We start from the raw sequence: 13,975 nt of genomic DNA, 5'->3' as shown, positions 1-13,975 counted from the left end.
ATAATCGCAATTTATTTTTACTTCATAATTTCGTACTTGAACAGAAATGGAATTTGGGAAATATCACTTTATAAAGATTTTATATTTTGGTTTTTAACAACTGCATTAGTAATGGTTTTTAACGTTACAAGTTTAAAAAATTTCAAAGATTTTAAAGTTGTAATTTTAAAGTTGTTTTCAATTACATTGTTTTCTGAATTTCTGATTGGTTTTTTTAATTTTTCATTAATTGGCGAATTGATTTTAATTCCAACTGTAACTTTTATTTCATTATTATACTTTTATGCAGACTACAATAAACAGAAAGAAGGCTATTTAGCGGTTTCTAAATTTTTGAATTCTTTACTTTCAATTGTTGGGATTTCAATTTTAATCTATGTAGTTTACAAAGTAATTACTAATGGAAAAGATTTAATATCAATTTCTAATTTAAAATCCTTTTTATTTTCACCGCTTTTTACTCTATTCTTTATTCCAATTGTTTACCTAATTGTAGTTTTTATGAAGTATGAAGATATATTTGGCAATTTAAATCGTTCACAATTCATAAATAGAAAACGAAAATTAAAAATTAAAATACTGTTTCTGTTTTTTGGTAATATAAACCTAAAATCTTTAGATAATGCAAAGGAAATTACGATTTGGAATAAAAACGAATTGAATAATGAAGAAAAACTAATGAATTATATTAGAAAAAGAATTAGATACACTGAACACTAAAAAACACAGCACACAACACACGCTACAAGTAATTTGGGTATTTGGCTTAATGGAAAGTTGGTTTTGTATTTGGGATGATGTAGCAAATCCGAAAATAAGGCTTAATTTAACCCCAAACCACTTGTAGCAAGGGAACGTTGGCAAACATATCGAGATGAAAACTGCAAAAATCATATTTCTAATCTTACTCACTTTTTTCTTTTTTAGTTGTAAAAAGAAAGAAGTGCAGAAAAAAAATTTCTACGATTTTGAAAGTGAAGTTTTTTCTGAAGTCTTTACAGAAATAGTAGATTCTACATATCAAGACGGAAGGTTGTATTTTAAGTTTCCTGATTTGATAAGTATTGAAGCTAGAAAAGTATTACTTGAAAAAGATACAACAAGAATTGTATTAGCAATAGATATTGAAAAATATAAATTAGACTTAAAGAAATATAACAATCGCAAGTTTGAATTTAAAAGTATTTCCGAATTCCCCAGAAATACTAATGATGAAATATGGGAAACAAAATATGATTTTGAATTTGCTGGTGCTCTCTATTTTTATCCTATTAAGTTCAACTCGACAAAAGAAAAAGGAACTTTAAAAGTATTATATGGTTGCGGAACTAAATGTGGAGCCAATTATGAAGTTTCTATTGAAAAAGAAAATGGGAAATGGAAATTAGAAAAAGTTGAACAAACTGGCTCAATATAAAGATACGTTTGCTAACACACGCTACAAGCAATTTGGGTTTTAGGCTTAATTTGAAATTGGTTTTGTATTTAAGATGATGTAGCAAATCATCTGGTTCTCGTCTATGACGAGGACCTACTTAAATTAGAAAAAAAAATAATAGCGTTTGCAACGCGGATAACCGAAACAAAATGTTTTTTGGACCACTTATAAAATCGATACGCTATCGTCCTGAAATAAGTTGGCAAAAGTGTAATAAACAAAAAGGATATGAATAAAGTAGGTTTAGTAGGCGGAATTAGTTGGGTTTCGACCATGGATTATTACAAATTCATCAACGAAGGAGTCAATGCTGAATTAGGTGGATTAAACTTTGCGGAATGTATTATCTACTCTTTAAATTTTGGAGACATTCAAGCGGTCAGTTGGGAAAACTCATTTGAACTTTTGCTGAATGCTTGTCAAAGTCTAAAGAAAAATGGGGTTGATAGTATTGTTTTGTGTGCAAATACGGCACATCTTTTTGCCGACAAATTACAAGAGACAATCAATTTACCTATCATTCATATTGGAGCAGAAACAGCAAAAGCGATTAACAAGTGTGGATTTAAAAAAGTGGGACTACTGGGAACAAAGTTCACAATGGAAATGGACTTTTATAGAGAAAAACTGGAAGAGTTTGGGCTTGAAGTATTGACACCCAAAAAACAAGAAACTAGAGATTATATTCAACAGACAGTCAAAGAAGAATTAGGAGTTGGATTTGTAAATCCAGAAACAAAGAAAAAATACATTTCAATTGTAAATGAATTAGTTGAGGACGGAGCAGAATGCATTATTTTAGGTTGTACTGAGATACCGTTGTTGATAAGTCAAGACGATTTTACTATTCCAATTTTTGACACAACTAAAATACATTCACAAGCTATAGTGGAGTACATTGTTTCAAAGAACTGATTCAATCCGTGAACACAAAGAGTTTGGACAATTAAACTCTGAAAGTGAATTGGAATTGATAATTGCCATGGTTTAAAAATACGCTATCAAATTTTGAATTTTCAGGACGGAAAAACGGAATGAGATTGCTTCGTTCCTCGCAATGACTGAACGGGGTGAACTATCCCGTCTTTTAACGCAAACTGAGAAAACAATACGATTTCACAAAGAAAGTCATAGCGAGGAACGAAGCTATCACACTAAACTATATCGCCAAACAAAATAAAAAGAGGTACTATAGCTCTCGCTTATTGTCAATACTCGGGTGTTTATATGTGACGAGTACCTACTTAAATAGGTAGAAAAATCGTAGCGTTTGCAAAGAAATTAAATTGTTTTATTCCAATTCTTAAAATTACCCTTTTTTATTAGTCAATAATAGCCCCGTAATAATAATTCCCATACTTATTATTTGAGTTAAAATGATAGCTTGATCTAGAAAAAAGTAAGCTAATATTCCACTAAAAACAGGGATTAAATAATAAATCAATGCTGTTTTATTGGTTCCTATTAACCGAATGGCTTCATTCCATAAGTAATAGGAAATCAATGAAGCGAATATCCCAACATAAGTTGTAGCATAAATTGTGGTAGCATCAAAAACAACTTTTTTATAATAGAAATGTTCCCATAAGTAAAAAGGCAATAATAGCATAGTTCCTATAACAAAGACGGTAAATAAAAATACATTTGACGGAATTTCTTTGGGTTTGAGCCGTACCAAAATAGTGTAACTCGCAAAGAAAAAACAAGCAAGTAGCATTAATAAATCACCAATTGTAAAATTTATTTCCAGTAATGCTTGTAAAGATCCTTTGGTTATTAGTACTAAAACACCTGTAATAATGGTTGCAATACCCAGAATCCGTATGGCAGCCACTTTTTCTTTAAAGGCAATTCGGGATAAGACAACAATAAATAACGGAATCGAAATTGCGATCAAAGACAAATTGACTGCCGAGGTGGTTTTGCCAGCGAAGTAAATCAACGTATTGAAAATGGTAATTCCTAAAATAGCTGTTACAACCAGATATCCTTTATTGTGTAGTAAAATAGTTTTGTGTTTTATGGTGCTCTTTAACGCAAAAGGAGCCAAAGCCACACAAGCAATTGTCCATCGCCAAAACGCCAATCCTACAGGTGGAATATGCCCTTTTATACCACTGGCAATAACCATATTTACAGACCAAAGTAAAGTTGCAGTCAAGGCAAATAAAACGCCTTTTGTTTGATTATTCATTTTTTAAGGATGTATTTTATATCAAACAAGATTGTGTATTTTCGCATATTGTAAGAGCATAATTGTTTTGGCATCTTTTATTTGTCCGTTATCAATCATAGCATATGCTTCGTCATAGGACATTTCTAATACATCAATATTTTCTTCTTCATGTGCTACTCCGCCACCATCACTTACTTTCATGGATTCATCATATTCACCTACAAAAAGATATAAAATTTCAGTTACGGCACCAGGAGACATATAGGTTTCCATTACTTTATGAACGGTTGTTAGGCGATAACCCGTTTCTTCTTCAGTTTCTCTAATGATGCATTGTTCTGGATGATCGGCATCCAAAAGTCCGGCACAAACTTCAATCATCATTCCGCTTTGATTTCCGTTAAGGTAAGTAGGTAATCGAAATTGACGAGTTAGGATTACTTTTTTTTCTTTAGAATTATAAAGTAAAATACCGGCACCGTTACCTCGGTCATAGACTTCTCTTTTTTGAGTAATCCAAGAATCATCTTTTTTTTGATAATCAAAAGTGACTCTGTTTAGAATGTACCAGTTGTCGGATAGTAGGTCAGTTTGTTTGATTTTTATTTCAGGGTTTTGCATGTGATGTATATTGATTTTTGAGTGTTAAAATTAAGGATTTCTAGGAGTTAAACTAAGATTTTTAAATGTACTTCCCCAATTATTATTGTTAGTGTCATTTGGAAGACCTGAAGCAGTTAATAATGCATCATGATCAGTACCATCTTTTTTCCAAACCCAAGCACAAACCGAAATTCCACGGGTAGAAAGGATGTCTAAAAAGGATTTTGGATTCATTAGAACGCCAGCATTCATGGGAGCCGTTTCTCCAAAGATAATTGGTATTTTTTTATTTTGTAACTGGCTTAAGCGGGAATTAATTGAATTTGGAGTATCTAAAAGCCATTTTTCGTAGGCATGAATGTCAAATAAAATATTTGATTTGTTGACCAAGAATTCAGTTGCTTTATTTAATAAAACGCTCTCGTCTTGGCCTTGTTCGGCACATGGGATTAGGATTATATTTGGATTTCCAGTGTTTCTTATTATCGATGTCAATTCATTCATGTCGTTCATCCATAGCGTATCGGTATATCCATCGCCTCTATCATATTGATAGGGTTCGTTCCATACTTCAATCCAAACATCAGGTTGGTACTTAAACTGAACCGCCCATTGTGCTAACTTCGCTTTATAATCATTCCACCAGAAAGTTTGCGTGGGTTTTTTTCCAGTAAATTCAGTTGGACTGTTTCCATCCCAACCAAAAGCACAAAGGATTGTGATTTTACCGTTGATGCGATTGTCATCTACGATACGTTGCAATGAATAGAGGTACGATCCGTTAGTAGATTGTATAGGACCAGCTGTGATTGGAGTTTCTATAACATTTCCAATGAATTCCCTCACTATATCAAGATTCCAACTGTTCATGTCTTGACTGCCTACACTAAATACATGAAAGGCATTGGCTCCAATGAGTTGAACGGGTTTTGCTTTGTATATAATTTTTGAACCCGTAACAGAGTAGGCTAAATTACTCGCATTTGAAATAGGTAAATCTTCTTTCTTGCAAGAAGAAAAAATAATCAAAAACAGAAAAAGGAGCGAAGAGAAAATATTGTTTGTAGCCTGTGTCATAAAATTATATTTTTTACAAATCTCTATTTTGAAGGGTAAAAATACATTTTTTATAAAAAAAAACGCCCCGATATATCGGGACGTTAATTAATTTATTTTAATATCGTTTGCTTTCTGTCTGGTCCTACAGAAACAATTTTTATAGGAACTTCCACTTCTTGTTCGATATATTCGATATATTCTTTTAGTTCGATTGGTAATTCATCGTATGTTGTCATACCAGTCAAATCCGCTTTCCATCCTTTGAACTCTTTGTAAACTGGAGTTACATTTTCTGGCTCAATGTTATAAGGGAAATGCGCAATTTTTTGACCTTTATAATTGTAGTCTGTACACACTTTCAAAGTTTCGAATCCAGAAAGAACATCTCCTTTCATCATTATCAATTGTGTTACACCATTAACTTGAACAGCATATTTTAATGCTACTAAGTCTAACCATCCGCAACGTCTTTGTCTTCCTGTTACAGATCCAAATTCATTTCCTACGCGTGCCATTGTAGTACCGTCTTCGTCAAAAAGTTCAGTAGGGAATGGTCCGCTACCTACACGAGTTACATATGCTTTAAAAATTCCGAATACTTCTTTAATTTTGTTAGGAGCAATTCCTAATCCTGTACAGGCACCTGCTGCAGTTGTATTAGAAGAAGTTACAAACGGATACGTTCCGAAATCAACATCTAGCAACGAACCTTGAGCTCCTTCACATAAAATTGATTTACCCGCTTTTTGAGCTTGGTGTAAGTATTCTTCGCTATCAATAAAATCTAATTTTTTTAAATCTTCGATTGATTCAAAAAATTCTTTTTCTAGTTCTTCTAAGTTGTATTGAATATTTACATCATAAAAGGCAATCATTGCTTCATGCTTGTCAGCTAAAGCTCTATAACGTGCTGCGAAATCTTCTAGTTCAATATCTCCAACACGAATACCGTTTCTACCAGTTTTGTCCATGTAAGTTGGTCCAATTCCTTTAAGAGTAGAACCAATTTTTGCTTTTCCTTTTGAAGCTTCAGAAGCAGCATCCAGTAAACGGTGCGTTGGTAAAATTAAATGTGCTTTTCTTGAAATGATTAATTTCGATTTGATATCCAAATTAAATTTAGCCAAACCATCAATTTCTCCTTTAAAAACAACTGGGTCAATTACAACACCATTACCAATGATATTCATGTTATTACCATGAAAAATTCCAGAAGGAATAGTTCTAAGCACGTGTTTTATTCCGTCAAATTCTAAAGTATGTCCAGCGTTTGGGCCACCTTGAAAACGAGCAATAATATCGTATTTTGAGGTAAGAACGTCAACTATCTTTCCTTTTCCTTCATCTCCCCATTGTAATCCTAGTAATAAATCTACAGTCATTCTAATTATTATTTGTTGTTGAGACCACTTTTATGTCGTCCGTACTGATTAATTTCTGCTATAATATTTTTTAACTTTTTGTTCTTTTTTGTTATTCTTCAACCGCACTATCGGGTTTTGATTTTTTCTTAACACCGTATAAATACAAAGAGTGATTGGTAATTTCAATATCAAATATTTCTTCAATCGTTTTTTTTATGCTTTGTATTCTAGGGTCACAAAACTCAATTACTTCACCAGTATCTGTCATGATGATGTGATCGTGTTGTTTGTCGAAATAGGACTTCTCGTAATGTGCTTGATTTTGACCAAACTGATGTTTACGTACTAGAGCACAGTCTAATAACAATTCAATTGTGTTGTATAAAGTGGCCCTACTCACACGATAGTTTTTGTTTTTCATTTTGATATACAGATTTTCTATATCAAAATGTTCTTCACTTTCGTAAATTTCCTGAAGAATAGAGTAACGTTCAGGTGTTTTTCTATGTCCTTTTTGCTCAAGATACATTGTAAAAACATTTTTTACAATTTCTTGGTTTTTGTTATTATTTGTGGAAATGAGTGTCATATCTGGCAAAGATAATTTTTTATTTTAATAGTTTTCAAGTTTAAATAAGTATAAGGGGATAATTTTGTGAGTTTTGAAACAAAAACAGTTTTTATAAATGCCAATTTTGACAATCTATCCACAACAATATTCTGTTTTTAATACAAAAATTCACAGGTTAATTATTTTTGATATACTCTTGATACTTTGTCAACTCCATCAATTTTTTTAATATTGTCAATCAGTTTTTTCAAGATGGTGATGTTTTGAACAATAACAATAACTTGCCCTTTAAATAAACCAGCATCACCACTAAGGGAGATACTTTGAATGTTTACATTCATGTTGTTTGAGATTACTTTTGTTAATTCGTTAGTAAGTCCCAAAGTATCCATTCCTGTAATATTAAGGATTGCTTTAAACTCTTGCTGTGAAGAATCAATCCATTTGGCTTGCATGATTCGGTAGGCATAATTGGATTGCATAGCGATGGCATTAGGACAATCTTTTTTGTGGACTTTTATTCCTTCATTAATAGTTACAAAACCAAAAACTTGATCTCCTGGAATAGGATTACAACAAGCAGATAGTTTGTAGTCCAGTTTGTCTTGCTCTTTACCGAAAACAAGCATATCATAATTGCTATTCAACATGGGTTTGTGAATATCAACATCTGCAGTACTGCCGGAACGTTTGATTTTGTTTTTAAAGAAATTTATTAAAGTATTACTTTTTTGAGCGGCAAAGTCTTTCAACTGTTGGTTCTCTATGGATCCGATACCTACTCTGTAAAATAAATCCAAACTCGTTTTGAGGTGGAAGAAGTTTACTAGTTCATTGACTACACCTTCGTTTAGTGTTACTTTAAGGTGTTTTAGTTTTCTGGTAAGTAGTTCTTTTCCATCTTCAGCAATTTTCTTTGTATTCTCATTTAATACATTTCTAATTTTATTTTTTGCTCTCGAAGTGGTCACATAATCGAGCCAGTTGATAGTAGGTTTCTGGTTTGGAGAGGTTATTATTTCAACCTGATCACCACTTTTCAACTCGTAATTTAAAGGAACTAATTTTCCGTTGACTCTAGTTCCACGGGTTTTGATTCCTATTTCGGAGTGAATACTAAAAGCAAAGTCAAGTGAAGTGGCGCCTTTTGGCAGCGATTTAATATCTCCTTTTGGCGTAAAAATGTAGATTTCTTTGGAGTACAAATTCATTTTGAAATCTTCGACAAAATCTACTGCACTGCTTTCTGAATTTTCTAGTGCTTCTTTTAATAGATTAAGCCAAACATCCAATCCGCTTTCTTCAGTAGCTCCATTTTTGTATTTGTAATGCGCAGCATACCCTTTTTCGGCAATTTCATCCATACGTTCCGAGCGAACTTGAATCTCTACCCAACGTCCTTTGGGTCCCATGACGGTAATATGTAGCGCTTCGTACCCCGTTGATTTAGGAGACGAAATCCAATCTCGTAATCGGCTAGGACTTGGCCTGTAATGATCGGTAACGATTGAATAAATTTTCCAAGCTAGAAATTTTTCATCGTGTGGATTTGATTTATAAACGATGCGAAGGGCAAATTTGTCATAAACTTCATCAAAACTCACGTTTTGCGCTTTCATTTTTCTGCGGATAGAGTAGATGGATTTTGGTCGACCTTTGATAATGTATTCTACTCCTTCAGCATCTAATGCTGTTTTAAGAATATCCGAAATATCCTTGATATAAGCATCTTGTTGTTCTTTGGTTTCTTTTATTTTGCTGACGATATCGTTATAAACGCTTGGTTCAGTGTATTTTAATCCTAAATCTTCTAGTTTGGTTTTAATATTGTATAAACCCAGACGATGAGCGAGAGGAGCATAAATATATAAGGTTTCGGAGGCAATTTTAACTTGTTTGTAATTCTCCATTGACTCCATAGTTTGCATGTTATGCAATCTATCGGCAATTTTTATAAGGATTACACGTACATCATCATTAAGCGTCAATAACATTTTACGGAAATTCTCGGCCTGCATGGACACATTCATGTCTTTTTGAACCAAAGAAATTTTAGTCAATCCTTCTACAAGCTGCGCCACTTTAGGATTGAACATACGTTCAATATCCTTTACTGTAGTTGGAGTATCCTCAACAACATCATGCATCAATGCAGCGGCTATAGAAGTAGCTCCCAAACCTATTTCAGAAGCAACAATTTTTGCAACAGCAATAGGATGAAATATATAAGCTTCACCAGATTTTCTACGCTGGTCTTTATGCGCTTCTACAGCAACATCAAACGCTTTTCGAATTAGTTTTTTATCTTCGGGAGTTAAGGTTTGGTAACTGATGCGAAGTAATTCTTTATATTCTTGAGCAATTGCTTTATTTTCTTTTTCGATGTCTATTTCTATCATAACGGCATGGTTCAATTCCTAAAAATAACGATAAGTTTGCATATATGCAAGCAATAAATTAATGCGTAAAAAATATATTTTGAGTGTTTTTTTTCTCAGTTTAAAGCCTATTTAGCCTTATAATCGAATGAAATCTAAGTCTTGGAAATCATAGCTAAAATCAGTCAATTCAGATATCGGATTCATTTTGAGTGTAGTAGCTTTTCCTGTTGCGTCATATTTGAAAAAGAGATGGGCATCGGCATGAAAATAAGCATTATTCCATTTCACAACATAGTTCCCTTCTTTATAGAAAAATACCTCTCCTTTTAGTTGCGAAGAACGCTTGGATTCAAAGAATAATTTCCCTTTTTTTTTACTAATGATCACTTCTCCAAACCAATTGTCCTTATATGTTCCTAGAATTCCTTTATAATCGGGTTTTAAATTGTCTTTTTTATTTTTGGCAACGGTAGCCCAAACTTCGTCAGTTACTTTATCGGCAGAGTCTTCATGCTCTTTCAATCGACTACTATAAAGCGTTACATAATCTTCTGACTTAATATCTAGGTAACTGTCTTTAATGGTATTGGTTATTGCGCTAAATGCGGCACCCGATTGTTGGTTAGTCAAAACAATGATTCCTAATTGTAACTCCGGAATATAAGTAGTTTGAGTAACTATTCCTTCTAATCCTCCAGTGTGTGTCACTTGTTTGTATCCTTTTACATCACTTAAAAACCAACCTAATCCATAACCGTTAAAATGAGTATTGTAAGGCGCTCTTGTTTTGGTTGGAATAATCGTTTGCAATTGCCACATTTCATCGTGTTCTTTTTCGGAGAACAATTGTTTATTTTCGGGACCGTATTTTCCATTATTCATTTGCATAATGGCCCATTTACTCAAATCATTTACACTAGAATAAATTCCAGCTGCAGCATCGAATAATTGGTTTTGGTATCTTTTAATGACTTTCAACTTCCCATTAATAGGAACATGCGGAGCAATAATATTTGTAGTGTCTTTTAATCGAACATAGGAAGCTGCGCTATTGTTCATTTCCAATGGCTTCATGATGCGCTCTTCAATAAAATCGCACCAACTTTTACCACTAACTACATGAATTACTTCTCCTGCAACGATGTATAACAGATTATCATAATCATATTTAGTTCTAAATGGAGAAACGGGTTTTAAATACTGAAGGTTCACGATTATATCTTGAGCAGTAAAATTACTACCGTCAGGCCAAATCATTAAATCTCCTGCACCCAAACCTAAACCACTTCTATGGGTTAATAAGTCTCGAATGGTAAATTCTTGGGTTACATAATCATTGTACATCCTGAAATTGGGAAGGTATTTGATGACTTTATCATCCCATTTTATTTTTCCTTCATCAACTAAAATAGCTAAAGAGGCACTTGTAAAGGCTTTACTGTTTGAAGCAATTCCAAAAAGCGTATTTGCATCCACTTTTTCTTGGGTTGCTATAGATTTCACACCATACCCTTTGGCTAAAACTATTTTTCCATCTTTGATGATTGCAACTGCAATTCCAGGAACATTAAAAGCAGTTAAAGTACGATTCACTAATTGATCCACTTCTGAGGCTGTAATTTGTGCAAATGAGAATGTAGTTGCAATTAATGTAATGGCTACAAATAGATATTTTTTCATGCTAATGGGTATTAAAAATGATTTTTGTTTTTTAAGGTCTAATCTAAAACCCTCTTTGTCTTTTGGCTTCAAAAATTAAAATCGCGGCAGCTACAGAAACGTTCATACTGTCAATTTCTCCTTGCATGGGAATGATGATGTTTTGAGTGGCTGCATCGCGCCATTCTTGGGTCAAGCCGGTAGCTTCTGTACCTACAACTAAAGCAGTTGGAGTAGTGTAGTCTTGGGTATGATAGGAAGTCGAGTTTTGTAAGGTGGCGCAATAGAAATTAATGTTTCTTTCTTTCAAAAAAGAAATAATTTCGGCAGTTGTGCCAGTCGCAATTTGGTTGGTAAATAAACAACCTACACTGGAGCGAACAATATTTGGGTTGTATAAATCGCTTTTTGGATTGGCAATAATAACAGCATCAAGATTAGCAGCATCGGCAGTGCGCAATAATGCACCAATATTTCCTGGTTTTTCAGGTGCTTCGGCAACTAGTATTAATGGGTTTTCTGATAACTTCAAATCAGTCAATTGCATCGATTTTGTTTTGGCTACAGCCAAAATCCCTTCGGTAGTATCGCGATACGCCAGTTTTTGGAAAACTTCTTTATTAATTTCTATTAATTCGGTATTTGGCGCTAATTTTTTGGCCTCATTTTCAGAACAAATTTCAGGATAAAATAAAACCGTTTCTAATTCATATCCTCCTTTTTGCGCTAATGAAATCTCCCGTTTTCCTTCCATTAAAAACGTACCGCTTTGCTTGCGATTCTTCGCTTTTTCTTGTAATAATACCAAAGATTTTATGAATGGATTTTGAATAGAAGTGATTTGTTTCAAGAGACTCTAAAATTTAATTATTATATAGGAAACAAATATACACAGAGAAAATGCAGAATTATAAATTTAAAATAGAATATTTAGCAATCTAAAAGGATAAAGTGGATTTAAGTTTTTAATTACCATTTTTCACCACTAATTTTAATTAATTTTGTCCCAATTGTTTTTTTGAGCAATTGCATTTCTTCAATTTAAAATCCAAAAGATTTCATGTTTCATTTATTAGATATTATAGGAACCTTGGCTTTTGCTATGTCAGGAGCATTAACGGCCATGAGTAAAAAAATGGATGCTTTTGGCGTCTTTATTATTGCTTTTGTAACTGCTGTTGGAGGAGGAACTTTACGTGATGTCTTGATTGGGAGAACACCTGTGGGATGGATGGTCGATTTAGAGTACGTTTATATCATTGTTCTTGCTTTTGTTTTAGCTATCGTTTTCAGAAAGAAATTTGATCGATTACGAACGTCCTTGTTTTTATTTGATACAATTGGGCTAGGTGTTTTTACTTTAATTGGTCTCGAAAAAGGAATCGGTATTGGTTTGCACCCTTTGATATGTATAGCTTTAGGTACAATGACGGCTTGTTTTGGTGGAGTTATTCGGGATATTTTATGTACCGAAATACCAGTAATTTTCAGAAAAGAAATTTATGCTACTATTTGTATTCTTGGAGGAGTCGTCTTTTTTATCCTGAAAAAATTTAATCTTAATGATGATTTTTTATATCTAATAACTTCGCTGGTCATTATTTCGGTGCGATTGATGGCGGTTAAATTCAAATGGTATTTGCCTACTTTTGAAAGTAAATAAAAAATTAGTTACTTTCACGAAGTTTAAAAATTAATTGTGATTAAATACACCGTCAAACAATACCTAGAAAGTGATTATGGTAATTGGAATAGTTTTATTGGTCAAGCCAAAAATGCTACTTTCCTTTTTCATCGTGATTTTATGGACTATCATAAAGAGCGATTTCAAGATAATTCTTTAGTAATTTTGAATGGTGATACTTGGGTAGCCGTTCTTCCTGCCAATAGCGTTGGTAATGTGGTTCATTCTCATCAAGGATTGACTTATGGAGGATTAGTATATACTGAAAAAACGATCTTAGCTTCGGTTATTGCTATTTTTAAGAGTGTTTTGGCTTTTTTAAATGAAAATAAAATCGAAAAATTAATTTTAAAAACAACGCCTTCCATTTACCATAAAAAACCAGCCGAGGAATTGCTTTATGCTTTGTTTTTGGCTGATGCCAAATTAATTCGGAGAGATACCTTATCCGTAATTGATTTAAAAAAGGAATTTTCTTTTTCGAAAATTAGAAAAAGAGGGATTCAAAAAGGGATAAAGTTGGGATTAGAGATTAAAGAAGAAACGGATTTCGAATCTTTTTGGACCGAAATATTGATTCCTAATCTAGCAAATCGTCATAATGCAAAACCAGTCCATTCCTTAGAAGAAATAGTGCGATTAAAAAAAGATTTTCCTACTAATATTAGACAGTTCAATGTGTGTTATCAAGGAAAAATAGTGGCTGGGACTACTGTTTTTGAAACAGAAACAGTGGTGCATTGTCAATACATATCCAAATTTGAAAAAGACGAAAACCTAGGGAGTTTGGATTTTTTATATGATTATTTAATTCATAAAGTATTTGTTGAAAAGCGATTTTTTGATTTTGGAGTTTCGAATGAAGCCCAAGGGAAAAAACTCAATGAAGGGTTATCTTACTGGAAAGAAAGTTTTGGTGCCAGCACGATAGTTCATGATTTCTATGAAGTGGATACAATTAATTATTCCAAATTGGAGAACATATTAGTATAAAACCTTTTTTAATCAATACAATTTCGGCAATTTTAAACCTTAAACCT

The 13,975-nt window shown here is 32.9% G+C and carries 13 protein-coding genes; 5 read left to right on the top strand and 8 right to left on the bottom strand.

Going from position 1 to position 13,975, the window contains the following annotated elements; translation table 11 throughout:
* The first annotated feature begins 171 nt into the window (after positions 1-171).
* The 3 genes from AB3G33_RS16190 (at position 172) to AB3G33_RS16180 (ending at position 2,353) form a co-directional block, all read left to right on the top strand.
* Positions 172-720, top strand: coding sequence for a hypothetical protein (locus tag AB3G33_RS16190; protein ID WP_367771595.1), 549 nt, complete (start codon positions 172-174; stop codon positions 718-720).
* Between the two features lie 154 nt (positions 721-874).
* The gene (locus tag AB3G33_RS16185; protein ID WP_367771592.1) at positions 875-1,417 is read left to right on the top strand and encodes a hypothetical protein; all 543 of its coding nucleotides are present in this window, start codon (positions 875-877) and stop codon (positions 1,415-1,417) included.
* A gap of 249 nt (positions 1,418-1,666) precedes the next feature.
* Complete coding sequence (locus AB3G33_RS16180; protein WP_367771588.1) at positions 1,667-2,353, top strand: aspartate/glutamate racemase family protein; 687 nt, start codon at positions 1,667-1,669, stop codon at positions 2,351-2,353.
* 394 nt (positions 2,354-2,747) lie between these two features.
* Here AB3G33_RS16180 and AB3G33_RS16175 read toward each other — a convergent pair whose 3' ends face one another.
* The 8 genes from AB3G33_RS16175 to AB3G33_RS16140 form a co-directional block, all read right to left on the bottom strand.
* A complete protein-coding gene (locus AB3G33_RS16175) occupies positions 2,748-3,632 on the bottom strand; it encodes a DMT family transporter (RefSeq protein WP_367771586.1) in 885 nt (294 codons plus the stop codon).
* Between the two features lie 21 nt (positions 3,633-3,653).
* Positions 3,654-4,235 carry an NUDIX domain-containing protein gene (locus tag AB3G33_RS16170; RefSeq protein WP_367771583.1) on the bottom strand — a complete coding sequence of 194 codons (582 nt, stop codon included), beginning with the start codon at positions 4,233-4,235 and terminating at the stop codon, positions 3,654-3,656.
* A gap of 30 nt (positions 4,236-4,265) precedes the next feature.
* Positions 4,266-5,294 (bottom strand): cellulase family glycosylhydrolase, encoded by a 1,029-nt coding sequence (locus AB3G33_RS16165; RefSeq protein ID WP_367771581.1) that lies wholly within the window; start codon positions 5,292-5,294, stop codon positions 4,266-4,268.
* A gap of 92 nt (positions 5,295-5,386) precedes the next feature.
* On the bottom strand, positions 5,387-6,658 hold the full coding sequence (locus tag AB3G33_RS16160; RefSeq protein ID WP_367754698.1) for an adenylosuccinate synthase: 1,272 nt from the start codon (positions 6,656-6,658) through the stop codon (positions 5,387-5,389).
* Between the two features lie 91 nt (positions 6,659-6,749).
* Positions 6,750-7,229 (bottom strand): Fur family transcriptional regulator, encoded by a 480-nt coding sequence (locus AB3G33_RS16155; protein ID WP_367771579.1) that lies wholly within the window; start codon positions 7,227-7,229, stop codon positions 6,750-6,752.
* A 161-nt stretch (positions 7,230-7,390) separates the two neighbouring features.
* Positions 7,391-9,610: a bifunctional (p)ppGpp synthetase/guanosine-3',5'-bis(diphosphate) 3'-pyrophosphohydrolase gene (locus AB3G33_RS16150; RefSeq protein WP_367771576.1), complete on the bottom strand. Its 2,220-nt coding sequence runs from the start codon at positions 9,608-9,610 to the stop codon at positions 7,391-7,393.
* 117 nt (positions 9,611-9,727) lie between these two features.
* Positions 9,728-11,272 carry a serine hydrolase gene (locus AB3G33_RS16145; protein WP_367771573.1) on the bottom strand — a complete coding sequence of 515 codons (1,545 nt, stop codon included), beginning with the start codon at positions 11,270-11,272 and terminating at the stop codon, positions 9,728-9,730.
* Between the two features lie 43 nt (positions 11,273-11,315).
* Entirely contained in the window at positions 11,316-12,101 is a 786-nt protein-coding gene (locus AB3G33_RS16140) for a TrmH family RNA methyltransferase (RefSeq protein WP_367771571.1), read from the bottom strand.
* A 210-nt stretch (positions 12,102-12,311) separates the two neighbouring features.
* On the opposite strand from AB3G33_RS16140, the gene AB3G33_RS16135 reads away from it, so the two are divergent.
* Together AB3G33_RS16135 and AB3G33_RS16130 are read left to right on the top strand one after the other, a co-directional pair.
* The gene (locus AB3G33_RS16135) at positions 12,312-12,914 is read left to right on the top strand and encodes a trimeric intracellular cation channel family protein (protein ID WP_367771568.1); all 603 of its coding nucleotides are present in this window, start codon (positions 12,312-12,314) and stop codon (positions 12,912-12,914) included.
* Positions 12,915-12,950: 36 nt separating this feature from the next.
* Complete coding sequence (locus AB3G33_RS16130; protein WP_367771565.1) at positions 12,951-13,928, top strand: GNAT family N-acetyltransferase; 978 nt, start codon at positions 12,951-12,953, stop codon at positions 13,926-13,928.
* The last annotated feature ends 47 nt before the right edge of the window (positions 13,929-13,975 follow it).

It is taken from the genome of Flavobacterium sp. WC2421, assembly GCF_040822115.1.
Classification (GTDB): Bacteria; Bacteroidota; Bacteroidia; order Flavobacteriales; family Flavobacteriaceae; genus Flavobacterium.
Note: the sequence above shows the minus strand (reverse complement) of the source record. Positions and strands in the feature narration are given on the sequence as shown.

Excerpts from the sequence above, each read along its gene's own strand:
- AB3G33_RS16185 (WP_367771592.1), top strand. The coding sequence starts at position 875 with ATGAAAACTGCAAAAATCATATTTCTAATCTTACTCACTTTTTTCTTT.
- AB3G33_RS16180 (WP_367771588.1), top strand. The coding sequence starts at position 1,667 with ATGAATAAAGTAGGTTTAGTAGGCGGAATTAGTTGGGTTTCGACCATG.
- AB3G33_RS16155 (WP_367771579.1), bottom strand. The coding sequence starts at position 7,229 with ATGACACTCATTTCCACAAATAATAACAAAAACCAAGAAATTGTAAAA.
- AB3G33_RS16175 (WP_367771586.1), bottom strand. The coding sequence starts at position 3,632 with ATGAATAATCAAACAAAAGGCGTTTTATTTGCCTTGACTGCAACTTTA.
- AB3G33_RS16160 (WP_367754698.1), bottom strand. The coding sequence starts at position 6,658 with ATGACTGTAGATTTATTACTAGGATTACAATGGGGAGATGAAGGAAAA.
- AB3G33_RS16145 (WP_367771573.1), bottom strand. The coding sequence starts at position 11,272 with ATGAAAAAATATCTATTTGTAGCCATTACATTAATTGCAACTACATTC.
- AB3G33_RS16150 (WP_367771576.1), bottom strand. The coding sequence starts at position 9,610 with ATGATAGAAATAGACATCGAAAAAGAAAATAAAGCAATTGCTCAAGAA.
- AB3G33_RS16170 (WP_367771583.1), bottom strand. The coding sequence starts at position 4,235 with ATGCAAAACCCTGAAATAAAAATCAAACAAACTGACCTACTATCCGAC.
- AB3G33_RS16165 (WP_367771581.1), bottom strand. The coding sequence starts at position 5,294 with ATGACACAGGCTACAAACAATATTTTCTCTTCGCTCCTTTTTCTGTTT.
- AB3G33_RS16135 (WP_367771568.1), top strand. The coding sequence starts at position 12,312 with ATGTTTCATTTATTAGATATTATAGGAACCTTGGCTTTTGCTATGTCA.